This window comes from Pseudomonas sp. B7(2017), from assembly GCF_002112745.1.
In the GTDB taxonomy this organism is placed as follows: Bacteria; Pseudomonadota; Gammaproteobacteria; order Pseudomonadales; family Pseudomonadaceae; genus Aquipseudomonas; species Aquipseudomonas ekonensis.
On the sequence record NZ_NEIP01000005.1, the window covers coordinates 80,254 to 105,713 of the forward strand.

The 25,460-nt window shown below is 64.6% G+C and carries 21 protein-coding genes; 8 read left to right on the top strand and 13 right to left on the bottom strand.

Features of this window, described 5'->3' with window-relative positions; genetic code table 11:
• Positions 1-43: 43 nt before the first annotated feature.
• The 6 genes from CAG29_RS11590 to ppsA all read right to left on the bottom strand — a co-directional run bounded on the left by CAG29_RS11590 (position 44) and on the right by ppsA (position 6,379).
• A complete protein-coding gene (locus tag CAG29_RS11590; RefSeq protein ID WP_085577601.1) occupies positions 44-868 on the bottom strand; it encodes a mechanosensitive ion channel domain-containing protein in 825 nt (274 codons plus the stop codon).
• 2 nt (positions 869-870) lie between these two features.
• Positions 871-1,119 carry a hypothetical protein gene (locus tag CAG29_RS11595; protein ID WP_007951986.1) on the bottom strand — a complete coding sequence of 83 codons (249 nt, stop codon included), beginning with the start codon at positions 1,117-1,119 and terminating at the stop codon, positions 871-873.
• Positions 1,120-1,182: 63 nt separating this feature from the next.
• Positions 1,183-2,178 (bottom strand): zinc transporter ZntB, encoded by a 996-nt coding sequence (locus CAG29_RS11600; protein ID WP_085577602.1) that lies wholly within the window; start codon positions 2,176-2,178, stop codon positions 1,183-1,185.
• Between the two features lie 24 nt (positions 2,179-2,202).
• Positions 2,203-2,691: a ribonuclease E activity regulator RraA gene (gene rraA, locus CAG29_RS11605; protein WP_170929976.1), complete on the bottom strand. Its 489-nt coding sequence runs from the start codon at positions 2,689-2,691 to the stop codon at positions 2,203-2,205.
• Positions 2,692-2,920: 229 nt separating this feature from the next.
• The gene (locus tag CAG29_RS11610) at positions 2,921-3,910 is read right to left on the bottom strand and encodes an alpha/beta fold hydrolase (protein WP_085631349.1); all 990 of its coding nucleotides are present in this window, start codon (positions 3,908-3,910) and stop codon (positions 2,921-2,923) included.
• A 99-nt stretch (positions 3,911-4,009) separates the two neighbouring features.
• Positions 4,010-6,379 (bottom strand): phosphoenolpyruvate synthase, encoded by a 2,370-nt coding sequence (gene ppsA, locus CAG29_RS11615; RefSeq protein ID WP_085577605.1) that lies wholly within the window; start codon positions 6,377-6,379, stop codon positions 4,010-4,012.
• 201 nt (positions 6,380-6,580) lie between these two features.
• On the opposite strand from ppsA, the gene CAG29_RS11620 reads away from it, so the two are divergent.
• Positions 6,581-7,399: a pyruvate, water dikinase regulatory protein gene (locus CAG29_RS11620; RefSeq protein WP_085577606.1), complete on the top strand. Its 819-nt coding sequence runs from the start codon at positions 6,581-6,583 to the stop codon at positions 7,397-7,399.
• Between the two features lie 113 nt (positions 7,400-7,512).
• Here CAG29_RS11620 and prpD read toward each other — a convergent pair whose 3' ends face one another.
• From prpD to CAG29_RS11650, 6 genes are all read right to left on the bottom strand, one after another.
• Positions 7,513-8,997, bottom strand: a complete 1,485-nt coding sequence (gene prpD / locus CAG29_RS11625) for a 2-methylcitrate dehydratase (protein ID WP_085631347.1) — start codon at positions 8,995-8,997, stop codon at positions 7,513-7,515.
• Positions 8,998-9,252: 255 nt separating this feature from the next.
• On the bottom strand, positions 9,253-10,443 hold the full coding sequence (gene prpF, locus CAG29_RS11630; RefSeq protein WP_085577608.1) for a 2-methylaconitate cis-trans isomerase PrpF: 1,191 nt from the start codon (positions 10,441-10,443) through the stop codon (positions 9,253-9,255).
• A gap of 54 nt (positions 10,444-10,497) precedes the next feature.
• Complete coding sequence (gene acnD, locus CAG29_RS11635; RefSeq protein ID WP_085694482.1) at positions 10,498-13,107, bottom strand: Fe/S-dependent 2-methylisocitrate dehydratase AcnD; 2,610 nt, start codon at positions 13,105-13,107, stop codon at positions 10,498-10,500.
• A gap of 204 nt (positions 13,108-13,311) precedes the next feature.
• Positions 13,312-14,439, bottom strand: coding sequence for a 2-methylcitrate synthase (gene prpC / locus CAG29_RS11640; protein WP_085656304.1), 1,128 nt, complete (start codon positions 14,437-14,439; stop codon positions 13,312-13,314).
• A 73-nt stretch (positions 14,440-14,512) separates the two neighbouring features.
• Positions 14,513-15,406 carry a methylisocitrate lyase gene (gene prpB, locus CAG29_RS11645; RefSeq protein ID WP_085577611.1) on the bottom strand — a complete coding sequence of 298 codons (894 nt, stop codon included), beginning with the start codon at positions 15,404-15,406 and terminating at the stop codon, positions 14,513-14,515.
• The gene (locus tag CAG29_RS11650) at positions 15,403-16,125 is read right to left on the bottom strand and encodes a GntR family transcriptional regulator (RefSeq protein WP_085631342.1); all 723 of its coding nucleotides are present in this window, start codon (positions 16,123-16,125) and stop codon (positions 15,403-15,405) included. The genes prpB and CAG29_RS11650 overlap by 4 nt, the downstream gene beginning before the upstream one ends.
• Positions 16,126-16,422: 297 nt before the next feature.
• Between CAG29_RS11650 and CAG29_RS11655 the strand changes: the two genes are divergently transcribed.
• From CAG29_RS11655 to pabB, 4 genes are all read left to right on the top strand, one after another.
• Entirely contained in the window at positions 16,423-16,959 is a 537-nt protein-coding gene (locus CAG29_RS11655; RefSeq protein WP_085577613.1) for an ATP-dependent zinc protease, read from the top strand.
• Positions 16,960-16,964: 5 nt separating this feature from the next.
• A complete protein-coding gene (locus CAG29_RS11660) occupies positions 16,965-18,500 on the top strand; it encodes an inactive transglutaminase family protein (RefSeq protein WP_085577614.1) in 1,536 nt (511 codons plus the stop codon).
• Positions 18,500-19,486, top strand: a complete 987-nt coding sequence (locus CAG29_RS11665) for an alpha-L-glutamate ligase-like protein (protein WP_085577615.1) — start codon at positions 18,500-18,502, stop codon at positions 19,484-19,486. The genes CAG29_RS11660 and CAG29_RS11665 overlap by 1 nt, the downstream gene beginning before the upstream one ends.
• A gap of 171 nt (positions 19,487-19,657) precedes the next feature.
• Complete coding sequence (pabB, locus tag CAG29_RS11670) at positions 19,658-21,001, top strand: aminodeoxychorismate synthase component I (RefSeq protein WP_085577616.1); 1,344 nt, start codon at positions 19,658-19,660, stop codon at positions 20,999-21,001.
• Between the two features lie 41 nt (positions 21,002-21,042).
• Here pabB and thrH read toward each other — a convergent pair whose 3' ends face one another.
• Entirely contained in the window at positions 21,043-21,660 is a 618-nt protein-coding gene (gene thrH, locus CAG29_RS11675) for a bifunctional phosphoserine phosphatase/homoserine phosphotransferase ThrH (RefSeq protein ID WP_085577617.1), read from the bottom strand.
• 164 nt (positions 21,661-21,824) lie between these two features.
• Here thrH and CAG29_RS11680 point away from each other — a divergent pair, with 164 nt between their 5' ends.
• From CAG29_RS11680 to CAG29_RS11690, 3 genes are all read left to right on the top strand, one after another.
• Entirely contained in the window at positions 21,825-22,559 is a 735-nt protein-coding gene (locus CAG29_RS11680) for a phosphoadenylyl-sulfate reductase (RefSeq protein WP_085577618.1), read from the top strand.
• 554 nt (positions 22,560-23,113) lie between these two features.
• Positions 23,114-24,652, top strand: coding sequence for an NCS1 family nucleobase:cation symporter-1 (locus CAG29_RS11685; RefSeq protein ID WP_085694484.1), 1,539 nt, complete (start codon positions 23,114-23,116; stop codon positions 24,650-24,652).
• 54 nt (positions 24,653-24,706) lie between these two features.
• Positions 24,707-25,435, top strand: coding sequence for an aspartate/glutamate racemase family protein (locus CAG29_RS11690; protein ID WP_085577620.1), 729 nt, complete (start codon positions 24,707-24,709; stop codon positions 25,433-25,435).
• Positions 25,436-25,460: the final 25 nt, after the last annotated feature.

Here is a 25,460-nt window from a genome sequence, read left to right on the forward strand (position 1 = left end):
GGCTGGCATTTTGCGGCGGCATACATTAGCAGGGTTTGCCGGGTTAGCGGCTACTCACATGCTGCTCCAAAAGGATCCGATTGGAGAGAGAGACTAGCTCACCCTCATCGGTCAGCAATGTGGTTTTAACCGTGCCGATCTCCTCGATCTGCCCTTCGACCTCGCCAACACGCACTTGTTGCCCTACCTGATACAACTCACGCACATAGATGCCCGCCAGGATCTGACCGGCGATTTCCCGGCTTCCCAGGCCCATGGCCAGCGCAACCGCCAGACCAACGGTAATCAATACGATGACGATCACATGGTTCAGCAGGTCGGTCTTGACCTCAAGCTGGCTGATCGCGACCGAGATGCTGATGATGATCACCAGCCCCTGTGCGATGCGTCCAAGTCCTGAAGCGTAGTCCAGACCGACGCCTTCCGCCGCCCCGCGCACCAATCCGTTGGCCAGTTGGGCCAAGAGGACGCCGACGAGCAGCACCAGCGCTGCACCGAACACCTTCGGCACATACAGCGCCAGCATGTCCAGCGTAGCCGAAACCCGCTCAAGGCCAAGGGATTCTGCCGCAGAAACCAGGAAAATCAGCAGGACGAACCAATACACGATCTTGCCGATCAGGGTAGAGATCGGCACTTGCAGCCCCGCGCGGGACATCAGCTTGGTCAGGCCGGTGCCGGCCATCAGGCGATCCAGGCCCAGTTTGGCCAGCAATTTGGACAGCAAGGTGTCCAGCAGCTTGGCCACTACGAAACCGAGCAGCAACACGACGAGCGCGCCGAACAGGTTCGGGATGAAGTTGGCGACTTTTGTCCACAACGCAGTCATTGCAGTGACGAGGCTCTGGGTCCAGAGGTCAAGTTCCATATTCAATCAGCCTTATCAGCGGTGCGGGCGGTGGGTTTACGAAGACGGGAGACCGGCGCGACATGGGCCGAGCCGTTGTTCAGGGCGATCATCAGCGCGGGCAGCCAGCGGCCCAGCAGGCTGAACAGGTCGCCGGCGCCGACCTGGCGGTTGGCGGTTTTGAGCACGCGGCCAAGGCAGGCGTCGTCGTCACGGCTGGACGGCGAGGCGTTGAGCATGTCGCGCAAAGACTGTTCAAACGGATCGTGCATACGCACCTCTCGTGATGTCTGTGAAAGACGCGGGCAAATTTGGTCGGGTCACATGCGCCATGTTCACACCCAGCGCAAACGGCGGAACAGCCACCACTGCCCGAGCGCCACGGCGACCACGGTCAGGCAGGCGATCAGGAAGCCGTAGGGGCTGGTGGAGAACGGAATCCCGCCGACGTTGATCCCCAACAGGCCGGTGAGGAAACTCATCGGCAGGAAGATCCCGGTGATGATGCCGAAGCGGTACATGGTGCGGTTCATCCGCACGCTCAGGCGCCGGTCTTCGGCCTCCAGCACAAGCCCCACGCGCTCTCGGGTCAATTCGAGCTCTTCGAGGTAGCGGGTCAGGCTGTTGTTCAGTTCGTTCCAGTAATCGCCGTCGTCATCGACGAACCATGGCAGCCTTATCCGGGACAACTGTCCGAAAATATCCCGCTGCGGGGCCAGAAAACGCTTCAGTCCCGCCGCGCGTCGACGGATGTGCAGATTGGCGCCATGCTCGGGGGTATACCGTTCGTCGGCATCCAGCTTTTCTTCCTCGTCATCGACCATTTCCGAGAGGCAGGTGACCAGATCCTGCACCTTGTTGGTGAGGTACTGCGCCAGGTAGAGGATGAGCTCGGAAGACGTTTTCGGCCCCTTGCCTTCCGCCAACTGCGCCAGCAGTTCATCGGTGGCGCGCAACGGACGCAGGCGCAGGGAGATCACCCGCTGGGCCGACGCGAAGATACGCACCGACACCATGTCCTCGGGTTCGGCCCCCGGGTTGAGGTTGACCCCGCGCAGGAACAGCAGCAATTCGGAATCCGCCAGCGGCAGCAGGCGGGGCCGGGTGTTCTCTTCCAGCAGCAGGTCGCAGGCGAATTCGTTGAGTCCGCTGGACTTGCGCAGCCAGGTCTGGGTCTGCGGATGGCTGCGGTCCCAGTGCAGCCACAGGCTTTCATGGGCCTGCAGCTGCAGGTCGTCCAGGTCCGTCCGGGCTATCGAACGCGCACCGCCCTTGCCGTCCAGCACCAGGGCATGCACCAGCCCCCACTGCGCGTTGTCTTCCTCGAACATCCTCACCCCTGTGCGTACGGCGACTTATTCCGGCATCTTCAGCGGGCTCGGCGAGATGATCACGCCGTTGTTGTCCGCATAGATGTACTGGCCCGGATGGAACGTGACGCCGGCGAAGGTCACCGCGACGTTGAGGTCGCCGATGCCGCGCTTGTCGGTCTTCATCGGGTGGCTGGCGAGCGCCTGGACACCCAGGTCGGTCTGGGCGATGACGTCGACGTCACGGATGCAGCCGTAGATCACCAGCCCTTCCCAACCGTTCTTCGACGCCTTCTCGGCCAGCATGTCGCCCAGCAGCGCGCGGCGCAGGGAACCGCCGCCATCGACCACCAGCACCTTGCCGTTGCCCTTGAGCTCGACCTGCTCCTTGACCAGCGAGTTGTCTTCGAAGCACTTGATGGTCACGATTTCGCCGCCGAACGAATCGCGGCCGCCGAAATTGCTGAACATCGGCTCCAGCACCTGCACCAGCTCCGGGTAGGCGTCGCACAGGTCAGGGGTGAGGTAATGGATCATCGAAAAACTCCTGTAAAGAGGAAAACGATCAGGGATGCCGCATGCTGTTGAAACGAGTTCCGGTGGCCGCCGTTTACCTTGGCTTGCGCCATGGTCGCCGACCGAACCTGAACAAACGCTGAAACGTAATAGCTAAACAGTCACCATTTGTGACCAGAACCACGCAATGCGTCATATCTTAGCCGCAAGCGGCCCTGAACGAAATGCCCTTGTCAGAGCCTTGCGCTCATACCGCCGCAGCCAGATCCGGTTTCTCGCCCAGCAACGGCGTCTGCTGATCCGCCAGCCAACGCGCCACCAACGGCCACACGTCGGCCTGCGCGGCTTTGCTCACCAGCATCTCGACATGGCCGAAATTCTCGCTGAAGCCCTGCTCGCGCCCCAGATTGATGAATTGCTTGGTTTCGGAACCGATCTGCTCGTACAGCTTGCGGCAGGCCCACGCCGGATCTTGATGGTCCCCCGCCGCGCTCACCGCCAACACCGGCACCTTCACGTCGGCAAGGCCGGCCCACCAGTCCTTGTCCTTGTCGCCGAAACGCCCGAACAGGCCGTACCAGCGCATGCTTTCCAGGGCCAGGCCGATCGGCTCGTCCTCCGGGCCGCGCTTGAGCCGCGAGCCGGACAGCTGGGCAAAGCGCTTGAGGATGAAACGCCCGCTCCACTCCACCGGCGGAATCTTCAGCGGCCAGTAGGTGCGGCTGACCTGGGTGCCGAAGAACGCCGCCGACGCCACCGCCGGTTCGCCGAGGTACTCGCCGCCCAGCGCCGCCGCCAAGGTGATGCCGCCCAGGGAATGGCCGATCCAGTGCGGGACCTGCCCGCTCTGCTCACGCACGAACGCGGCGATGGCCGGCAGGTCGTAGCGGGCGTAGTCGGCGACGCGGTTGCGGCGGTAGTCCTCGTTGCGCCGGGACAGGCCATGGCCGCGCATCTCCGGTATCCACACGTCGAAGCCCAGGCGCGTCAGGTAGGCGCCCAGCCCCAGCCCCTTGGGAGAGAACCAGAACCGCCGGTTGGAAAAGCTGCCGTGCAGCAGGATCACCGGCACGCCGCGCGCGGCCGGTTCGTCGGCCATGCCCAGGCGGGTGACGGCCAGTTCGACGGTCGAGTCCGGGCTGTTGCCCGGTTTCAGCCGGTAGATGTCTTCGCTCAGATCGCCGCGCCGCTCGGCGCTGATCAGGGCGACGGGAAACAGGTTGCTGCTGCTTTGCATAATGCTCTTGCACAAAAAAGGGCGGCATCCGAAGGCGCTCGCCCTGTTTCAATCACTGAAAGACCGCCCCCCGGAGGGAGCGGTCCGTTCACATCGTTATCAAGCCTGGCCTTCGGCGAGGAAGAACCAGGTTTCCAGCACGGTGTCCGGGTTCAGCGACACGCTTTCGATGCCCTGCTCCATCAGCCACTTGGCCAGGTCCGGGTGGTCCGACGGGCCCTGACCGCAGATGCCGATGTACTTGCCGGCCTTGTTGCATGCGGCAATGGCGTTGGCCAGCAGTTTCTTGACCGCCGGGTTACGCTCGTCGAACAGGTGGGCGATGATGCCCGAGTCCCGGTCCAGGCCCAGGGTGAGCTGGGTCAGGTCGTTGGAACCGATCGAGAAGCCGTCGAAGAATTCGAGGAACTCTTCGGCCAGGATGGCGTTGGACGGCAGCTCGCACATCATGATCACGCGCAGGCCGTTGTCGCCGCGGGCCAGACCGTTTTCGGCCAACAGCTCGACGACTTGAGAGGCTTCGCCCAGGGTGCGCACGAACGGCACCATGATCTCGACGTTGGTCAGGCCCATCTCGTTGCGCACACGCTTGAGCGCACGGCACTCGAGCTCGAAGCAGTCGCGGAACGATTCGCTGATGTAGCGCGAGGCGCCGCGGAAGCCCAGCATCGGGTTCTCTTCTTCCGGCTCGTACAGCTTGCCGCCGATCAGGTTGGCGTATTCGTTGGACTTGAAGTCCGACAGACGCACGATGACCTTCTTCGGGTAGAACGCCGCGGCCAGGGTGCTGATGCCCTCGACCAGTTTCTCGACGTAGAAGCCGACCGGGTCGCTGTAGCCGGCGATGCGCTTGTCGACGCTTTCCTTGATGTCCTGCGGCAGGCCGTCGTAGTTCAGCAGCGCCTTGGGGTGCACGCCGATCATGCGGTTGATGATGAACTCCAGGCGGGCCAGGCCCACGCCGGCGTTCGGCAGCTGCGCGAAGTCGAAGGCGCGGTCCGGGTTGCCGACGTTCATCATGATCTTGAACGGCAGCTCCGGCATGGCGTCCACGGAGTTCTTCTTGACGTCGAAGCCCAGCTCGCCTTCGAAGATGTAGCCGGTGTCGCCTTCGGCGCAGGACACGGTCACGCCCTGGCCGTCCTTGAGCAGCTGGGTGGCGTTGCCGCAGCCCACCACCGCCGGAATGCCCAGCTCACGGGCGATGATCGCCGCGTGGCAGGTACGGCCGCCACGGTTGGTGACGATGGCGCTGGCGCGCTTCATGACCGGTTCCCAGTCCGGGTCGGTCATGTCGGAGACCAGCACGTCGCCGACCTGAACCTTGTCCATCTCGGACACGTCCTTGATGATCCGCACCTTGCCGGCGCCGATGCGCTGGCCGATGGCGCGGCCTTCCACCAGCACGGTGCCGGTTTCCTTGAGCAGGTAACGTTCCATGACGTTGGCCTGGGTGCGGCTCTTCACGGTTTCCGGACGGGCCTGCACGATGTACAGCTTGCCGTCGTCACCGTCCTTGGCCCACTCGATGTCCATCGGGCAGCCGTAGTGCTTCTCGATGATCATCGCCTGCTTGGCCAGTTCGCTGACTTCGGCGTCGGTCAGGCAGAAACGCGCGCGGTCGGCCTTGTCGACATCGACGGTCTTGACCGAACGACCGGCCTTGGCCTCGTCGCCGTAGATCATCTTGATCGCCTTGCTGCCCAGGTTGCGGCGCAGGATCGCCGGACGGCCGGCCGAGAGCGTGCCCTTGTGGACGTAGAACTCGTCCGGGTTCACCGCGCCCTGCACGACGGTTTCGCCCAGGCCGTAGGCGCCGGTGATGAACACCACGTCACGGAAACCGGATTCGGTGTCGAGGGTGAACATCACGCCGGCGGTGCCGGTCTCCGAACGCACCATGCGCTGCACGCCGGCCGACAGGGCGACCAGTTTGTGGTCGAAGCCCTGGTGCACGCGGTAGGAGATCGCACGGTCGTTGAACAGCGAAGCGAACACCTCTTTGGCGGCGCGGATCACGTTGTCCACGCCACGGATGTTCAGGAAGGTTTCCTGCTGGCCGGCGAAGGAAGCGTCCGGCAGGTCTTCGGCGGTGGCGGAGGAACGCACGGCCACGGCCACGTCAGGGTTGCCGGCCGACAACGCGGCGAACGCGGTGCGGATTTCGGCGTTCAGCTTTTCGGGGAATTCGGCTTCCATGATCCATTGGCGGATCTGGGCGCCGGTCTTGGCCAGCGCATTGACGTCGTCGACGTCGAGCGCGTCGAGGGCTTCGTGGATCCGGTCGTTCAGACCGCTCAGTTCCAGGAAATCGCGATAGGCCTGAGCGGTGGTGGCGAAGCCGCCGGGAACGGAAACGCCGGCGCCTGCCAGGTTGCTGATCATCTCGCCCAGGGATGCGTTCTTGCCCCCCACATGCTCAACATCGTGTTTGCCGAGCTTATCGAGGGAAACTACGTACTCTACCAAGGTGATCTCTCCACTAACTGTGTTGGAAAAGCTCAGAAACCGGCGGCTCGGGGGAGCGTCGGCCGGCTGTATGGCCTGGACCTGGAAAATAAGTGAGAATGCGGGCCGATGGCGGCCGGCAAACCGCGCCTATCATATCCAAGAATCAAGCGTCCTGTGTGGCGAATGACGCAGGACACTCACTTAAGGTCCAGGGTGCACATGAAACGATCCGCTTTCTTCATCTCCGATGGCACCGGCATCACCGCCGAAACCCTGGGTCAAAGCCTTCTGGCGCAGTTCGAGAACATTACCTTCAGCAAACTCACGCGGCCCTACATCGACACCGTCGAAAAGGCGCGGGCCATGGTACAGCAAATCAACAAGGCCGCCGAAGCGGACGGCCTGCGGCCGATCATCTTCGACACCATCGTCAACCAGGACATCCGTGAGATCCTGGCCACGTCCAATGGTTTCATGATCGACATCTTCTCGACCTTCCTGGCGCCGCTCGAACAGGAACTGACCGAGCATTCCTCCTACACCGTCGGCAAGTCCCACTCCATCGGCCACAACTCCAACTACATGGAGCGCATCGAGGCGGTGAACTTCGCCCTGGACAACGACGACGGCGCCCGCACGCATTATTACGACAAGGCGGACCTGATCCTAGTGGGCGTGTCGCGCTGCGGCAAGACGCCGACGTGTCTGTACATGGCCATGCAGTTCGGCATCCGCGCCGCCAACTATCCGCTGACCGAAGACGACATGGAGCGCCTGCAGTTGCCGGCCGCCCTGCGCGCCCACCAGCACAAGCTGTTCGGCCTGACCATCGACCCGGACCGCCTCACCGCGATCCGCAACGAACGCAAGCCCAACAGCCGCTATTCGAGCTACGCCCAGTGCGAGTTCGAAGTGCGCGAAGTGGAGAACCTGTTCCGCCGCGAGAACATCCCGCACATCAACTCCACGCATTTCTCGGTGGAAGAGATCTCGGCCAAGATCCTGGTGGAGAAAGGCGTCGAGCGGCGCTTCAAGTAGTACTGCGGCGCCCGCACCGGCGCCATCGCGAGCAGGCTCGCTCCCACAGTTTCTGTGCCACGCACGACATTGTGGGAGCGAGCCTGCTCGCGATTGAACGATGACGCAGTCGCTCAGATGACGAACAGATCGACAAACCGGTTCACCGCCGTCCCCTCCAGCCGCGCCTGATCCCTGCACAACGCCACGATCTCCCCGCACCGCTGCCCGCCAAAACGCGTCGCCAGGTTGGCCCTGAACTTGTCCTCCAGCAGGGGAATCCCCTCGGCCCGGCGCCGGCGGTGGCCGATCGGGTACTCCACCCGCACATTGTCGGTGTGGGTGCCGTCCTTGAAGAACACTTGCACCGCATTGGCGATGGAACGCTTGTCCGCCTCCAGGTACTCGCGGGTGAAGCGCGGATCCTCGACGATGATCATCTTGTCCCGCAGCTCATCGATGATCGGATGCGCCGCGTGGAAGCCGTCCTCGTAGTGCTCGGCCACCAGGTCGCCGAACGCCAGCGGCACGGCGGTCATGTATTGCAGGCAATGGTCGCGGTCGGCGGCATTGGCCAAAGGGCCGACTTTGGAAATGATGCGGATCGCCGATTCGTGGGTGGTGATGACGATCCGGTCGATCTCGCGCAGACGGTCGCGCACCTGCGGATGCAGGGCCACGGCGGCTTCGCAGGCGGTCTGCGCATGGAACTCGGCGGGGAAGCTGACCTTGAACAGCACGTTCTCCATCACATAACTGCCGAACGGCCGTGAGAGGCTGAAGGAGCGCCGGTCTTCAGGCTTGAGCGCCAGATCGCTGTTGGTGTGGCTGAACGACACGTCGTAGAAGCCCCACTGCCGGGCGCTCAGCACGCCGGGGATGCCCATCTCGCCGCGCATCGCGATGTCGGCCAGCCTGACGCCCCGGCTCGACGCGTCCCCCGCCGCCCAAGACTTGCGCGAGCCGGCGTTCGGCGCATGGCGGTACGTGCGCAGCGCCTGGCCGTCGGCGAAGGCATGGGACAGCGCCGACAGCAATTGCTCGCGGTTGGCGCCCATCAGTTTGGCGCTGACGGCGGTGGAGGCGACTTTCACCAGGATGACGTGATCGAGCCCTACGCGGTTGAACGAGTTTTCCAGGGCGATCACGCCCTGGATCTCATGGGCCATGATCATCGCTTCGAGCACCGCACGCATGTCCAGCGGCGTCTCGCCCCGGGCCACGCGCTGCTGCGACAGGTGATCGGCCACCGCCAAAATCGCGCCGAGGTTGTCGGACGGATGCCCCCACTCGGCGGCCAACCAGGTGTCGTTGTAGTCCAGCCAGCGCACGGCGCAGCCGATGTCCCACGCGGCCTTCACCGGATCGAGCCGGTAAGGCGTGCCCGGCACCCGCGCACCGAACGGCACGACGGTGCCCTCCACGAGCGGGCCCAGATGCTTGGTGCACTCCGGAAAGCGCAAGGCCAGCAGGCCGCAGCCCAGGGTGTCCATCAGGCAGTGGCGGGCGGTGTCGAGGGCCTCGGCGGATTCGGTCTTGAAGGTGAGGACGTAGTCGGCGATGTCCTGCAGGACACGGTCGTAGTCGGGGCGGTTGTTCTGGTCGACGTTGGCGCTCATGGTCGATTCACTCCGTGAAGTGGTTCGTTGAGGGGACCTCGGTTCAGGGCTAACGCTTTCTTATTGTGGAAATGCGGCTGTATCGATTCTGCTGTGGCGTCTGGGCTGACGCTATCGCCAGCAGGCTGGCTCCCACAGGGATCTCGGGTGGAGCAACCTGCGCGGTCGCCGCAAAACAAGGTGGGAGCCAGCCTGCTGGCGATGACGCCAGCGAAAGCACCGCCCGACAGGCTCCCACACCGTGTTCCGGTCAGGTCAGAAAGCGTCGCCGGGCACCCGGACGAAACCTTCCATCAGCACCCGCGCGCTGCGGCTCATGATGGCTTTCTTCACGACCCACTCGCCGTTCTCCAGGCTCGCCTCGGCGCCGACCCGCAGCGTCCCGGACGGATGGCCGAAGCGCACGGAATTGCGCTCGGTGCCGCCGGCCGCCAGGTTCACCAGCGTCCCGGAGATCGCCGCCGCCGTGCCGATGGCCACCGCCGCCGTGCCCATCATCGCGTGGTGCAGCTTGCCCATGGACAGGGCGCGCACCAGCAGATCGACGCCCTCGGCCGCCACTGCCTTGCCGCTGGAGGCCAGGTAATCCGCAGGCCGCGCGACGAACGCCACCTTCGGCGTGTGCTGGCGCTGGGCCGCCTCTTCCAGACGGGAAATCAGGCCCATGCGCAGCGCGCCGTGGGCGCGGATGGTCTCGAACATCGCCAGCGCCTTCGGGTCGCCGTTGATCGCGCCTTGCAGCTCGGTGCCCTTGTAGCCGATGTCCTCGGCGTTGACGAAGATCGTCGGAATGCCGGCGTTGATCATCGTCGCCTTGAAGGTGCCGACGCCGGGCACTTCCAGGTCGTCGACCAGGTTGCCGGTGGGGAACATCGAACCGCCGCCGCCCTCTTCTTCCGCCGCCGGATCCATGAATTCCAGCTGCACTTCGGCCGCCGGAAAGGTCACGCCGTCGAGCTCGAAGTCACCGGTCTCCTGGACTTCGCCGTTGGTGATCGGCACGTGGGCGATGATGGTCTTGCCGATGTTGGCCTGCCACACCCGCACCACCGCCACGCCGTTGCGGGGAATGCGGTCGGGGTCGACCAGGCCGTTGCTGACGGCGAACGAACCGACCGCCGCCGAGAGGTTGCCGCAGTTGCCGCTCCAGTCCACGAACGGCTTGTCGATGGCGACCTGGCCGAACAGGTAGTCGACGTCGTGGTCGGCCTTGATGCTCTTGGACAGGATCACGGTCTTGCTGGTGCTGGACGTGGCGCCGCCCATGCCGTCGATCTGTTTCTCGTAAGGGTCGGGGCTGCCGATCACCCGCAGCAGCAACGCATCGCGGGCCGGGCCCGGCACCTGCGCCGCTTCGGGCAGGTCCTGCAGGCTGAAGAACACGCCCTTGCTGGTGCCGCCGCGCATGTAGGTGGCGGGGATCTTGATCTGTGGTGCGTGAGCCATGGTGCTCCTTAATCGCCGGCGCGGACCTTGAGGCCCGCGCCGGCACAGCGTGGATTAGACGGCGGCCGCCGACTCTTCGAGGAAGTCCTGGGCAAAGCGCTGCAGCACGCCGCCGGCCTCGTAGATCGACACTTCTTCGGCGGTGTCGAGGCGGCAGGTCACCGGCACCTCGACGCGTTCGCCGTTCTTGCGGTGGATCACCAGCGTCAGGTCGGCGCGCGGCGTGCGGTCGCCGATCACGTCGTAGGTCTCGCTGCCGTCGATGCCCAGGGTCTTGCGGTCGGTGCCCGGCTTGAACTCCAGCGGCAGCACGCCCATGCCCACGAGGTTGGTGCGGTGGATGCGCTCGAAGCCTTCGGCGACGATGGCCTCGACCCCGGCCAGCCGCACGCCCTTGGCCGCCCAGTCACGGGACGAACCCTGGCCGTAGTCGGCGCCGGCGATGATGATCAGCGGCTGCTTGCGGTCCATGTAGGTCTCGATGGCTTCCCACATGCGCATCACCTTGCCTTCCGGCTCCACCCGGGCCAGCGAGCCCTGCTTGACCTTGCCGTTCTCCTGCACCATTTCGTTGAACAGTTTCGGGTTGGCGAAGGTCGCGCGCTGGGCGGTGAGGTGGTCGCCGCGGTGGGTCGCGTAGGAGTTGAAGTCCTCCTCCGGCAGGCCCATTTTCGCCAGGTATTCGCCGGCGGCGCTGTCGAGCATGATCGCGTTGGACGGCGACAGGTGGTCGGTGGTGATGTTGTCCGGCAGCACCGCCAGCGGGCGCATGCCCTTGAGCGGACGGGCCCCGGCCAGCGCGCCTTCCCAGTACGGCGGACGGCGGATGTAGGTGCTCATCTCGCGCCAGTCGTACAGCGGCGCGACCTTGGGGCCGGTGTCTTCGTGGATCGCGAACATCGGGATGTAGACCTGGCGGAACTGCTCAGGCTTCACCGCCGCCTTGACCACCGCTTCGATCTCTTCGTCGCTCGGCCAGATGTCCTTCAGGCGGATTTCCTTGCCGTCGGCCACGCCCAGCACGTCTTTCTCGATGTCGAAACGGATGGTGCCGGCGATGGCGTAGGCGACCACCAGCGGCGGCGAAGCAAGGAACGCCTGCTTGGCGTACGGGTGGATCCGCCCGTCGAAGTTGCGGTTGCCCGAGAGCACGGCGGTGGCGTACAGGTCACGGTCGATGATTTCCTGCTGGATCACCGGATCCAGCGCGCCGGACATGCCGTTGCAGGTGGTGCAGGCGAACGCCACGACGCCGAAGCCGAGCTGCTCCAGCTCCTGGCCCAGCCCCGCTTCGTCCAGGTACAGCGCCACGGTCTTGGAGCCCGGCGCCAGCGACGACTTGACCCACGGCTTGCGGGTCAGCCCCAGCTTGTTGGCGTTGCGCGCCAGCAGGCCGGCGGCGATCACGTTGCGCGGGTTGCTGGTGTTGGTGCAACTGGTGATGGCGGCGATGATCACCGCGCCGTCGGGCATTTGCCCCGGCACGTCGTCCCACTGTCCGGAGATGCCCTTGGCGGCCAGATCCGCCACCGCCACGCGGGCGTGGGGGTTGCTCGGGCCGGCCATGTTGCGCACCACCGAGGACAGGTCGAAGCTCAGGCTGCGCTCGTACTGCGCGCCTGTCAGGCTGTCGGCCCACAGGCCGGTGGTGCGGGCGTAGTTCTCGACCAACTGCACCTGCTCGTCGTCGCGGCCGGTGAGCTTGAGGTAGTCGATGGTCTGCCGGTCGATGTAGAACATCGCCGCCGTGGCGCCGTATTCCGGGGCCATGTTGGAGATGGTCGCGCGGTCGCCCAGGGTCAGGGCCGAGGCGCCCTCGCCGAAGAACTCCAGCCACGCGCCGACGACCTTCTGCTTGCGCAGGTATTCGGTCAGCGCCAGCACCATGTCGGTGGCGGTGATGCCCGGCTGCAGCTTGCCGGTCAGTTCGACGCCGACGCTTTCCGGCAGGCGCATCCACGAGGCGCGGCCGAGCATCACGCTTTCGGCCTCAAGGCCGCCGACGCCGATGGCGATCACGCCCAGCGCATCGACGTGCGGGGTGTGGCTGTCGGTGCCCACGCAGGTGTCGGGGAACGCCACGCGTTTTCCGTTTTCATCGGGGCGCACCTGAATCACCGGGGACATTTTCTCCAGGTTGATCTGGTGCATGATGCCGTTGCCCGGCGGGATCACGTCGACGTTCTTGAACGCTTTCTTGGTCCAGTTGATGAAATGGAAACGGTCCTCGTTGCGACGGTCCTCGATGGCGCGGTTCTTCTCGAACGCCTGCGCATCGAACCCGCCCGCCTCCACCGCCAGCGAGTGGTCGACGATCAGTTGGGTCGGCACCACCGGGTTGACCTGCGCCGGGTCTCCGCCCTGCCGGGCGATCGCGTCGCGCAGGCCGGCCAGGTCCACCAGCGCGGTCTGGCCGAGGATGTCGTGGCACACCACCCGGGCCGGGAACCACGGGAAGTCGAGGTCGCGCTTACGCTCGATCAGTTGCTTGAGCGAATCGGTGAGCGTGGCCGGGTCGCAGCGGCGCACCAGGTTTTCCGCCAGCACCCGGGAGGTGTACGGCAGGGTGTCGTAGCTGCCGGGCTGGATCGCCTCGACCGCGGCGCGGACATCGAAGTAGTCCAGGGCGGTGCCGGGGAGCGGTTTACGAAATTGTGTGTTCATCGGTCAGGACTCGGGGCACGGTAGTTTCAAAGGGCGAGGCCTGGCATCAACCTCGAAATTCACACGAACCCTGTGGGAGCTGGCTTGCCAGCGATTGCGGCGGGTCAGCCGCCATCGATGCTGGATATGACTCCGTCATCGCTGGCAAGCCAGCTCCCACAAGGACTTCGGTGAACGTCGGTATCGGTGCCTGACCTCCACCATTCAGCGACGTTCGATTGGCACGAACTTGCGCTGTTCGACGCCGGTGTACTCGGCGCTCGGACGGATGATGCGGTTGTTGGCGCGCTGCTCGAACACGTGCGCCGCCCAGCCGGTCAGGCGCGAGCAGACGAAGATCGGGGTGAACAGCTTGGTCGGGATGCCCATGAAGTGGTACGCCGAGGCATGGTAGAAGTCGGCGTTGGGGAACAGCTTCTTCTGCTCCCACATGGTCTTGTCGATGGCCTCGGAGACCGGGAACAGCACCTTGTCGCCCACTTCGTCGGCGAGCTTCTTCGACCAGCCCTTGATCACCTCGTTGCGCGGGTCGCTGTCCTTATAGATCGCGTGGCCGAAGCCCATGATCTTGTCCTTGCGCTCAAGCATGCCGAGGGTGCCTTTGATTGCCTCTTCCGGCGACGAGAAACGCTCGATCATTTCCATCGCCGCTTCGTTGGCGCCGCCGTGCAGCGGGCCGCGCAGCGAGCCGATGGCCGCCGTCACGCAGGAATACAGATCCGACAGGGTCGAGGCGCACACGCGGGCGGTGAAGGTCGAGGCGTTGAACTCGTGCTCGGCGTAGAGGATCAGCGAGACGTTCATCACCTTGACGTGCAGCTCGCTCGGCTTCTTGCCGTGCAGCAGGTGCAGGAAGTGGCCGCCGATGGACGGCTCGTCGCTGACGCAGTCGATGCGTTTGCCGTCGTGGCTGAAGCGGTACCAGTAGCACATGATCGCCGGGAACGCGGCCAGCAGGCGGTCGGTCTTGTCGCGCTGCTCGGAAAAGTCCTTCTCCGGCTCGATGTTGCCCAGGAACGAGCAACCGGTGCGCATCACGTCCATCGGGTGGGCGTCGGCGGGAATGCGCTCCAACACTTCCTTGAGCGCCTGCGGCAGGTCGCGCAGCTTGCTCAGCTTGCCTTGGTAGGCGGCGAGCTGGGCCTGGGTCGGCAGTTCTCCGTAGAGCAGCAGGTACGCCACCTCTTCGAATTGCGCATCCGCCGCCAGTTCGCGCACGTCGTAGCCGCGGTAGGTCAGGCCGGCACCGGCCTGGCCCACGGTGGACAGGGCGGTCTGCCCGGCGACCTGGCCCCGGAGCCCGGCGCCGCTGAGTACTTTTGCTTCGGCCATTGCTGTCTCCAATCTTCTTGAATTTGTTTGGGAAACTTGCGGGAGCGGGCCTGCCCGTCCCACAGGATCTGGTTCAGCCTTTCTTCTGCGCGAACAGCGCATCGAGCTTCTGCTCGAAGGTGTGGTAGTCGATGCGGTCATAGAGCTCCATGCGCGTCTGCATGGTGTCGATGACGTTCTGCTGGGTGCCGTCGCGGCGGATCGCCGTGTAGACGTTTTCGGCCGCCTTGTTCATGGCGCGGAACGCCGACAGCGGGTACAGCACCAACGACACGTCGGCGCCGGCCAGTTGCTCGGTGGTGTAGAGCGGCGTCGAGCCGAATTCGGTGATGTTGGCCAGGATCGGCGCCTTCACGCGGCTGGCGAACAGTTTGTACATCTCAAGTTCGGTGATGGCTTCCGGGAAGATCATGTCGGCGCCGGCCTCGATGCACGCCGCAGCGCGGTCCAGGGCGGACTCCAGGCCTTCGACGGCCAAGGCGTCGGTGCGGGCCATGATCACGAAGCTGTCGTCGGTGCGGGCATCGACGGCGGCCTTGATGCGGTCGACCATCTCCTGCTGGGTGACGATCTCTTTGTTCGGACGGTGGCCGCAGCGCTTGGCGCCGACCTGGTCTTCGATGTGGATGGCGGCGGCGCCGAACTTGATCATCGACTTGACGGTGCGCGCGACGTTGAACGCCGAGGCGCCGAAGCCGGTGTCCACGTCCACCAGCAGCGGCAGGTCGCAGACGTCGGTGATGCGGCGCACGTCGGTCAGCACGTCATCCAGGCCGGTGATGCCCAGGTCCGGCACGCCGAGGGAGCCGGCGGCCACCCCGCCGCCGGACAGGTAGATCGCCTTGAAGCCGGCGCGCTTGGCCAGCAGCGCATGGTTGGCGTTGATCGCGCCGACCACTTGCAGCGGATGCTCGCTGGCGACCGCGTCGCGAAAACGCTGGCCTGGAGTGTTCTGGTTGGAACTCATGACTCACCTCGTTCAGTGGCTGTCGGGTTGGCGCCGTCCTGGTAGTGACGGGCGATGTTGCGTTTGGAGGCGCCGATGTGGCGGCGCATCAGAAGTTCGGCCAGTTCGCCGTCACGGTCGGCGATGGCGTCGAGGATCCGGTGGTGTTCGGCAAAGGCCTGGCGCGGACGGTTGGGCGTGGTGGAGAACTGGATGCGGTACATGCGCACCAATTGGTAGAGCTCGCCGCAGAGCATCTGGGTCAGGGTGCGGTTGCCGCTGCCCTGGATGATCCGGTAATGGAAGTCGAAATCGCCTTCCTGCTGGTAGTAGCCGAGCCCGGCCTGGAACGCCGCGTCGCGCTCGTGGGTCTCCAGCACCTGGCGCAGCTCGTCGATTTCTTCGCTGCTCATGCGTTCGGCCGCCAGGCGGCACGCCATGCCTTCGAGGGATTCGCGGATCTCGTAGAGCTCCAGCAGTTCGGCGTGGCTCAGCGACACCACCCGCGCCCCGACGTGCGGCACCCGCACCAGCAGACGCTGGCCTTCCAGGCGATGAATGGCCTCGCGCAGCGGGCCGCGGCTGATGCCGTAGGTGCGCGCCAGCTCAGGTTCGGAGATCTTGCTGCCCGGGGCGATCTCCCCCTTGACGATGGCGGCCTGGATGCGCCGGAAGACGTTTTCCGAGAGCGTTTCCGAATCGTCGCCGCTGGCGACCGGAGGATCGAGTTGATCCAGCATATTGTCGACACCTTGAATTCCAATGCGGCAAAAACTAGCCAATTAGCCCGCATCAGTCAAAGGATAAATAGACATTGTCGACAATCGTCTAATAACCCGCGATTCCAACCCCATGGGTTATAGACCGCCCCCGGCGCTGGCGCCATAAATGCGTCGTGCTAGAATGCCGCCCGCATTTGCGGGTCATTTGCACGGCTTGTCATAAAAAGCTGATAGGCACACGAAGGCACACGGGCAGACAGGACCTCCTGATGCCGTGGCCCTGAACCGAGAACGGAACGCTGCTCGCCAGGATTTATGAGACTCAAGCCCTTCCCCACATTCTTCGCGCTGTTCTGCTTGCCCGCCCTTGCCGCCGCCGGGGAGAAGACCGTGTACGGCCTCAACGAGTACGCGGCGCTGGACGGCATCAACCTGGAAGTCGCGGCCAAGCTCGACACCGGCGCCAAGACCGCCTCGCTGAGCGCCCGCGACATCAAGCGCTTCAAGCGCAACGGTGAGTCGTGGGTGCGCTTCTACCTGGCCATCGACAAGGCGCATTCGCACCCGATCGAGCGGCCGCTGGCCCGGGTCAGCAAGATCAAGCGCCGCGCCGGCGACTACGACCCCGAAGAGGGCAAGCAGTACACCGCCCGCCCGGTGATCGAGCTCGACATCTGCATGGGCGCGGCGATGCGCAGCATCGAAGTGAACCTGACCGACCGCAGTGCGTTCCAATACCCGCTTCTGATCGGCTCCGAAGCGCTCAAGCGCTTCGATGCGCTGGTCGACCCCAGTCTTAAATACGCTGCCGGCAAGCCTGCCTGCGCCATCGCCGCTCATACCGCCGAGTAATTTCAATGCGTTCTCTTACCTTCCACCTGAAAATCCTGATCGCCGTCCTCGTGCTGCTGGGCGTCTCGGTCACGGCCTATCAGATTTTCGTGCTCGGCATCCCGGTCACCGAAGACGCCACCGACGACCTGTGGAACATCGACGCCAAGGTCGAGTTCGTCGCCAGCACCAAGGACCCGGTCAAGATCCAGATGTTCGTGCCGCCCCTGAGCCGCGACTACGTCAGCCTCAACGAGAGCTTCATCTCCAACAACTACGGGGTGGCGGTCAACCGCATCGACGGCAACCGCAAGGTCACCTGGTCGGCGCGTCGGGCCAAGGGCAACCAGACCCTCTACTACCGCCTGGTGCTGACCAAGCGCTACACCGCCGAGAAATCCAAGGTCAAAGGCCCGACCTTCCGCGACAGCATGGCCATCGAAGGCCCCGAAAAGATCGCCGCCGAAGCCCTGCTCGCGCCGATCCGCCAGCACTCGGCCGACGTCGAGACCTTCATCGGCGAGGCGATCAAGCGGGTCAATAACGTCAACGACGACAACGTGAAACTGCTGCTGGCGGGCGATCCGTCCACCGCGCACAAGGCCAAGATCGTCGAGCTGCTGCTGTCCATCGCCCACGTGCCGGTGGAAAAGGTGCACACCATCCGCCTGGTGGCCGACCAGCCGCAGATGCCTGAACTGTGGCTGCGCAGCTTCAACGGCACCGACTGGCTGTACTTCAACCCGGAAACCGGCGAACAGGGCCTGCCGACCGACCGTCTGCTGTGGTGGATCGGCGACGAGAACCTGATCACCGTCGACGGCGGCAAGAAGGCCAACGTGACCTTCAGCCTGAACAACAGCGAAATGAACGCCATCCGCCTGGCCAAGCTGACCGACGAGAACACCGACGCCAACTTCCTCGAATACTCGCTGTACGGCCTGCCGCTGCAGACCCAGCAGACCTTCATGATCATGGTGATGATCCCGATCGGCGTGCTGGTGATCCTCATCCTGCGCAACCTGATCGGCCTGCAGACCCTGGGCACGTTCACCCCGGTGCTGATCGCCCTGGCCTTTCGCGAGACGCAACTGGGCTTCGGCATCTTGCTGTTCACCGTGATCACGGCGCTGGGCCTTTCGCTGCGCTCGTACCTGGAACACCTGAAGCTGCAGATGCTGCCGCGCCTGTCGGTGGTGCTGACCTTCGTGGTCGTGCTGATCGCCGCCATCAGCCTGTTCAGCCACAAGCTGGGGCTTGAGCGCGGGCTGTCGGTGGCGCTGTTCCCGATGGTGATCCTGACCATGACCATCGAACGCCTGTCGATCACCTGGGAAGAGCGCGGCGCCAGCCATGCGATGAAAGTGGCCATCGGCACGCTGTTCGCCGCGTCCCTGGCGCACCTGATCATGACCGTGCCGGAGCTGGTGTACTTCGTGTTCACCTTCCCGGCGGTGCTGCTGATCCTGGTGGGCTTCATGCTGGCCATGGGTCGCTACCGCGGCTACCGCCTGACCGAACTGGTGCGCTTCAAGGCTTTCCTGAAGAAGGCTGACGCCTGATGTTCGGTTTCTGGAAGACCTGGAAGGCCCTGGAAGCCCGCGGCATCATGGGCATCAACCGGCGCAACGCGGACTACGTGCTCAAGTACAACAAGCGCAGCCTGTACCCGATCGTCGACGACAAGATCATCACCAAGGAGCGCGCGCTCCAGGCCGGCATCCATGTGCCGGAACTGTATGGCGTGATCTCCACCGAGAAGGAAATCGACAAGCTCGGCGAGATCATCGGCGGGCGCAACGATTTCGTGATCAAGCCGGCCCAGGGTGCCGGCGGCGACGGCATCATCGTGGTCGCCGACCGCTTCGAGGGCCGCTACCGCACGGTGTCGGGCAAGATCATCAGCCACGAGGAGATCGAGCACCACATCTCCAGCATCCTCACCGGCCTGTATTCCCTGGGCGGGCACCGCGACCGGGCGCTGATCGAGTACCGGGTGACCCCGGACCAGATCTTCCGCAGCATCAGCTACGAAGGCGTGCCGGACATCCGCATCATCGTGCTGATGGGCTACCCGGTGATGGCCATGCTGCGCCTGCCGACCCGCCAGTCCAACGGCAAGGCCAACCTGCACCAGGGCGCCATCGGCGTCGGCGTCGACCTGGCCACCGGCCTGACCCTGCGCGGCACCTGGCTGAACAACTTCATCAGCAAGCACCCGGACACCACCAACGCGGTGGACGGCGTACAGCTGCCCTACTGGGACGGCTTCATGAAGCTGGCCGCCGGCTGCTACGAACTGTGCGGCCTGGGCTACATCGGCGTGGACATGGTGCTGGACCAGGACAAGGGCCCGCTGATCCTCGAACTCAACGCCCGGCCGGGGCTGAACATCCAGATCGCCAACGACTGCGGGCTGACGTCGCGCACCCATGCGGTCGAGGCGCACCTGGAGCAGCTCAAGGCCCGGGGCATCACCGAGACGGCGGCGGAGCGCGTGGCGTTCACCCAGGAAATGTTCGGGCACATCCCGACGGTCGAGGGCTGATCCGGCGCCGCGTCGCGACCTTCGAGCAGGCTCGCTCCCACAGGGCTCATGTGCATTGGCGCGCCCTGCAGAACGGCCCCCGATCTGCCAATCCCCGACATCCCCTCTAGGAGCGAACCCCTGAGGGGACTACAATCCCCACCCCGCCTCGATGGCCGATTTGCCCCGCCCATGCCGACCTGTTCCGTACACCTGCTGCCCTACCGCGCCGATCCCGCCGACTACTTCGCGGCTGTCCGCCACGCCCCCGGCGCCGTGCTGCTCGACAGCGGCCGCCCGAGCGCCGACCGCGGCCGCTTCGACCTGCTCAGCGCCTGGCCGCTGGAGCAACTGGCGGTGTTGCCGGACGAAAGCGGCGAGCGCTTCCTGCAACGCCTGCGCAGCCAACTGGCGCGCCTGGGCGACGCCGCACTGCCCGACGGCAGCGAACTGCCGTTCGCCGGCGGCCTGATCGGCTACCTGAGCTACGACTTCGGCCGGCACCTGGAGAACCTGCCGAGCCAGGCCATGGATGACCTGCAATTGCCCGACGCACGCTTCGGCCTGTACGACTGGGCCCTGATCAGCGATCACCTGGCGGCCACCAGTCAGCTGGTGTTCCATCCGTCAGTGAACGACAACGAAAGGCAGCGCCTGATCGAGCTGTTCAGCCGGCCCGCGAACGCGGCAGACGCGCCTTTTGGCCTGAAGTCGCCGATGGCGGCCGACCTCTCGGCCGATGACTACCGTCAGGCCTTCGAGCGCATCCAACAGTACATTCAGGCCGGCGACTGCTATCAGGTCAACTTCGCCCAGCGCTTCCGCGCCCCGTGCGAAGGCGATCCATGGCTGGCGTACAAGGCGTTGCGCGCAGCCTGCCCGACGCCGTTTTCCGGCTTCCAGCGCCTGCCCGACGGCGGCGCGGTGCTGAGCCTGTCGCCGGAGCGTTTCGTCAAGGTCAGCCGGCGCCAGGTGGAGACCCGGCCGATCAAGGGCACCCGCCCCCGCGGCGCAACGGCGGCCGAAGATGCCGCCAACGCCGCCGAACTGCTGGACAGCCCCAAGGACCGCGCGGAAAACCTGATGATCGTTGACCTGCTGCGCAACGACCTGGGCCGCACCTGCCGCACCGGGTCGGTGCGGGTGCCGGAGCTGTTCAGCCTGGAAAGCTATCCGAACGTGCATCACCTGGTCAGCAGCGTGACCGGCGAACTGGCGGACGGCCGCGACGCGCTGGACCTGATCGCCGGCAGCTTCCCCGGCGGTTCGATCACCGGCGCGCCGAAGATCCGCTCGATGCAGATCATCGACGAACTGGAGCCGACCCGGCGCGGCCTGTACTGCGGCTCGTTGCTGTATCTGGACGTGCGCGGCGAGATGGACAGCTCCATCGCCATCCGCAGCCTGTTGGTCAAGGACGGGCAGGTGTGCTGCTGGGGCGGGGGCGGGATCGTCGCCGACTCGGACTGGCAGGCGGAATACCAGGAATCGATCACCAAGGTGAAGGTCCTGCTCGAGACCTTGCAGAACCTCTGAGCGGTGTGGCGAGGGCCCTGGGGCCCTCGCCACAACAAGCCTTACAGGCTCAAGTCCCGGTTCGACGCCTTGAGGAACTCCTGCTTCAGTTCGGCAAAGCTGTGCACCGCCGGGAACTGCGGGAACTCACGGATCACGTTGTCCGGCGCGTGGAACAGGATCCCGGCGTCCGCCTCGCCCAGCATGCTGGTGTCGTTGTAGGAATCGCCGGCGGCGATCACCCGGTAATACAAACTCTTGAAGGACAGGACCGACTGACGCTTGGGATCTTTCTGACGCAGTTGGTAGCCGGTCACCCGCCCGCTGTCATCGGTGACCAGACGGTGGCAGAGCAAGGTCGGGAAGCCCAACTGACGCATCAGCGGCTGGGAAAACTCATAGAAGGTGTCCGACAGGATCACCACCTGGAAGCGCTCGCGCAGCCAGTCGACGAATTCCGCCGCGCCGTCCAGCGGCTTGAGGGTGGCGATCACTTCCTGGATGTCCGAAAGCTTGAGGCCGTGCTCGTCGAGGATCCGCAGGCGCTGTCTCATCAGCACGTCGTAGTCGGGAATGTCCCGGGTGGTGGCCTTGAGCGATTCGATTCCGGTTTTTTCGGCGAAGGCGATCCAGATTTCCGGCACCAGCACCCCTTCAAGATCAAGACAGGCAATTTCCACAACGACACTCCGTTTTTTAATGTTTATCGGGCCGAGCGAGCCCGAACTCTAGCCGCTCGCCCCCGGCCGCGCAACGCAGAGGGCGCCCCGGCGGGCCGCGCTTTTTGTTACCATCGGCGCCACATAGAGCGCCCAGCGCCACCGACCTGTAGGAAGCCGCCCTGATGAGTGCAACGTTCGACATCGTGGAACTCGCCACGACCTATGCCAGCAAATCCCCGCAGGACATCCTGAAGCTCGCCTTCGCCGAGTTCGGCGACGACCTGTGGATATCCTTCAGCGGCGCCGAGGACGTGGTGCTGGTGGACATGGCCTGGAAGCTGAACAAGAACGTCAAGGTGTTCAGCCTCGACACCGGCCGCCTGCACCCGGAAACCTACCGCTTCATCGATCAGGTGCGCGACTTCTACAAGATCGACATCGACATCGTCTCGCCGGACCACACGAAACTGGAACCGTTCGTGAAGGAAAAGGGCCTGTTCAGCTTCTACAAGGACGGCCATGGCGAATGCTGCGGCATCCGCAAGATCGAGCCGCTGCGGCGCAAGCTGTCCGACGTCAAGGCCTGGGCCACCGGCCAGCGCCGCGACCAGAGCCCCGGCACCCGCAGCGCGGTGGCGGTCATGGAGATCGACTCGGCGTTCTCCACACCGGAGCGCACCCTGTACAAGTTCAACCCGCTGGCGCAGATGACCAGCGAAGAGATCTGGGGCTACATCCGCATGCTGGAACTGCCTTACAACAGCCTGCACGAGCGCGGCTTCATCAGCATCGGCTGCGAGCCCTGCACCCGCCCCGTGCTGCCGAACCAGCACGAGCGCGAAGGCCGCTGGTGGTGGGAGGAAGCGACCCAGAAGGAATGCGGGCTGCACGCGGGGAACATCATCAGCAAGGCGTAACGCCCTTCGCCAGCAGGCTGGCGATAACGCTACGTCACGCAACATCGATGTCGGCAGTGCCGGCCTCATCGCTTGCAGGCAAGCTCCTACACAGATTTCACCCGTCTCAAAAATGTGTACACAGGAATGTCACCATCCGTGCCATTTATGTGTGCACTTTTCGTTTCTGCGCCCTGAAAAGTTACACCCGCCGCTCCCCCGCCCTTCTTTCATTCCCCCTCGAAATCCCCTGCGAAAAATAAATACCTGTTCAACCGGTCAATTTATATCGTCTCCATTTCAGTCACTTATCGCAGATCGATAACTTTTCGAAATGAGCGACGCTTTCCATAGATCGCCGACTGGCACGCATCTGGCTTAAGTGCATGCATGTTTTGTATACAAAACTATTCAAGACATACACACACTTTCGATCCGCACGCCTGAAGCGCCCTATCCCGTACAGGCTGCAGACGCCCCATCACCAGTGATGCCTCACTGGCCGCGACGAAGATTTGTCGAGCCCCAACGCTCATGCACAGTCATCGCGGCCCGGACATCAGGAGCCTGCCGGAATGCGTACAAGTCTCTCCAACAACATCGCGCTGAATCTGCCCGCCGCTTCCCCCGACCGAACCGTGACCGGCGACGATGCCGCTGAACCGCTGCAACTGAGCCCGCGCCTGCACAACCGCGACCTCGCGCCGACCAAGGCCGAAGGCCGGCGCTGGGGCCGCTACAGCATCTTCGCCCTGTGGACCAACGATGTGCACAACATCGCCAACTACTCGTTCGCCATCGGCCTGTACGCCATGGGCCTGGGCGGCTGGCAGATCCTGCTGTCGCTGGGCATCGGCGCGACGCTGGTGTACTTCTTCATGAACCTGTCCGGCTATATGGGGCAGAAGACCGGCGTGCCGTTCCCGGTCATCAGCCGGATCAGCTTCGGCATCCACGGAGCGCAGATTCCGGCCCTGATCCGGGCGGTGATCGCCATCGCCTGGTTCGGCATCCAGACCTACCTCGCCTCGGTGGTGTTCCGCGTGCTGCTCACGGCGATCCATCCGGGCTTCGCCGACTACGACCACAACTCGATCCTCGGCCTGTCGAGCCTGGGCTGGGTGTGTTTCGTGGCGATCTGGCTGGTGCAACTGACGATCCTGGCCTACGGCATGGAAATGGTGCGGCGCTACGAAGCCTTCGCCGGCCCGGTCATCCTGCTGACCGTCGCCTGCCTCGCCGCGTGGATGTACACCCAGGCCGACGCGACCATCGCCTGGTCGATCCGCGAACCGCTGACCGGCGCCGAGATGTGGCGCAACATCTTCGCCGGCGGCGCGCTGTGGCTGGCGATCTACGGCACGCTGATCCTCAACTTCTGTGACTTCGCCCGTTCCTCGCCGTGCCGCAAGACCATCAAGGTCGGCAATTTCTGGGGGCTGCCGGTGAACATCCTGGTGTTCGCCGGCATCACCGTGCTGCTGTGCGGCGCGCAGTTCCAGATCAACGGGAAGATCATCGAAAGCCCGACCGAAATCATCGCCTCGATCCCGAACACCTTCTTTCTGGTGCTCGGCTGCCTGGCGTTCCTGATCGTCACCGTGGCGGTGAACATCATGGCCAACTTCGTCGCCCCGGCCTTCGTGCTCAGCAACCTGGCACCGAAATACCTGACCTTCCGCCGCGCCGGCCTGATCAGCGCCACCCTCGCCGTGCTGATCCTGCCGTGGAACCTCTACAACAGCCCGTTGGTGATCGTGTATTTCCTGTCGGGCCTGGGCGCCCTGCTCGGTCCGCTATACGGGGTGATCATGGTCGACTACTGGCTGATCCGCAAAGGCCGGATCCACGTGCCGCAGCTCTACAGCGAACACCCTGCCGGCGCCTATTACTACAGCCGCGGGGTCAATCTGCGCGCCGTGGCGGCGTTCATTCCTGCGGCGCTGATCGCCATCGTCCTGGCGCTGGTGCCGGGCTTCCACAGCGTTTCGCCGTTCTCCTGGCTGACCGGCGCCGGCATCGCCGCACTGCTCTACCTGATCATCGCCCAGCGCCAGCCGCACTACGCCGACGTCAGCGGCGAGGCCATCGCCGTCGACAACGTCAGCCACTGAACCTTCCGGCGGCCCGCCGACGGGCCGCAGCACCCACAGCAATAAGGACTTTCCATGCGCATTCTCGTGGTCAACGTCAACACCACCGAATCCATCACCCAGGCCATCGCCCGTTCCGCCCAGGCGGTCGCGGCCCCCGGCACCGAAATCGTCGGCCTGACCCCGTACTTCGGCGCCGACTCGGTCGAAGGCAATTTCGAAAGCTACCTGGCCGCCCTCGCCGTGATGGACCGGGTGATGGCCTACGACCAACCGTTCGACGCCGTGATCCAGGCCGGCTACGGCGAGCACGGCCGCGAAGGCCTGCAGGAGCTGCTCAACGTGCCGGTGGTGGACATCACCGACGCCGCCGCCAGCACCGCGATGTACCTGGGCCACGCCTATTCGGTGGTCACCACCCTGGACCGCACCGTGCCGCTGATCGAAGACCGGCTCAAGCTGTCGGGCCTGTGGGACCGTTGCGCCTCGGTGCGGGCCAGCGGCCTGGCGGTGCTGGAGCTGGAGCACGAGCCGCAGCGCGCAGTGGAGGCCATTGTCCGCCAGGCCGAGCTGGCGGTGACCCAGGACAAGGCCGAAGTCATCTGCCTGGGCTGCGGCGGCATGGCCGGGCTCGACGAACAGATCCGCCAGCGCACCGGCGTGCCGGTGGTGGACGGCGTGACCGCCGCGGTGACAGTCGCCGAATCGCTGGTGCGGCTGGGGCTGTCGACGTCCAAGGTGCGCACCTATGCGACGCCGCGGCCGAAGACCATCATCGGCTGGGGCGGGCGGTTCGGCCGCTAGGCCGCGTCATCGTTCATCGCCGGCA

Excerpts from the sequence above, each read along its gene's own strand:
- CAG29_RS11590 (WP_085577601.1), bottom strand. The coding sequence starts at position 868 with ATGGAACTTGACCTCTGGACCCAGAGCCTCGTCACTGCAATGACTGCG.
- CAG29_RS11595 (WP_007951986.1), bottom strand. The coding sequence starts at position 1,119 with ATGCACGATCCGTTTGAACAGTCTTTGCGCGACATGCTCAACGCCTCG.
- CAG29_RS11600 (WP_085577602.1), bottom strand. The coding sequence starts at position 2,178 with ATGTTCGAGGAAGACAACGCGCAGTGGGGGCTGGTGCATGCCCTGGTG.
- CAG29_RS11610 (WP_085631349.1), bottom strand. The coding sequence starts at position 3,910 with ATGCAAAGCAGCAGCAACCTGTTTCCCGTCGCCCTGATCAGCGCCGAG.
- CAG29_RS11620 (WP_085577606.1), top strand. The coding sequence starts at position 6,581 with ATGAAACGATCCGCTTTCTTCATCTCCGATGGCACCGGCATCACCGCC.
- prpD (WP_085631347.1), bottom strand. The coding sequence starts at position 8,997 with ATGAGCGCCAACGTCGACCAGAACAACCGCCCCGACTACGACCGTGTC.
- prpF (WP_085577608.1), bottom strand. The coding sequence starts at position 10,443 with ATGGCTCACGCACCACAGATCAAGATCCCCGCCACCTACATGCGCGGC.
- acnD (WP_085694482.1), bottom strand. The coding sequence starts at position 13,107 with ATGAACACACAATTTCGTAAACCGCTCCCCGGCACCGCCCTGGACTAC.
- prpC (WP_085656304.1), bottom strand. The coding sequence starts at position 14,439 with ATGGCCGAAGCAAAAGTACTCAGCGGCGCCGGGCTCCGGGGCCAGGTC.
- prpB (WP_085577611.1), bottom strand. The coding sequence starts at position 15,406 with ATGAGTTCCAACCAGAACACTCCAGGCCAGCGTTTTCGCGACGCGGTC.
- CAG29_RS11650 (WP_085631342.1), bottom strand. The coding sequence starts at position 16,125 with ATGCTGGATCAACTCGATCCTCCGGTCGCCAGCGGCGACGATTCGGAA.
- CAG29_RS11655 (WP_085577613.1), top strand. The coding sequence starts at position 16,423 with ATGAGACTCAAGCCCTTCCCCACATTCTTCGCGCTGTTCTGCTTGCCC.
- CAG29_RS11660 (WP_085577614.1), top strand. The coding sequence starts at position 16,965 with ATGCGTTCTCTTACCTTCCACCTGAAAATCCTGATCGCCGTCCTCGTG.
- CAG29_RS11665 (WP_085577615.1), top strand. The coding sequence starts at position 18,500 with ATGTTCGGTTTCTGGAAGACCTGGAAGGCCCTGGAAGCCCGCGGCATC.
- pabB (WP_085577616.1), top strand. The coding sequence starts at position 19,658 with ATGCCGACCTGTTCCGTACACCTGCTGCCCTACCGCGCCGATCCCGCC.
- CAG29_RS11680 (WP_085577618.1), top strand. The coding sequence starts at position 21,825 with ATGAGTGCAACGTTCGACATCGTGGAACTCGCCACGACCTATGCCAGC.
- CAG29_RS11685 (WP_085694484.1), top strand. The coding sequence starts at position 23,114 with ATGCGTACAAGTCTCTCCAACAACATCGCGCTGAATCTGCCCGCCGCT.
- CAG29_RS11690 (WP_085577620.1), top strand. The coding sequence starts at position 24,707 with ATGCGCATTCTCGTGGTCAACGTCAACACCACCGAATCCATCACCCAG.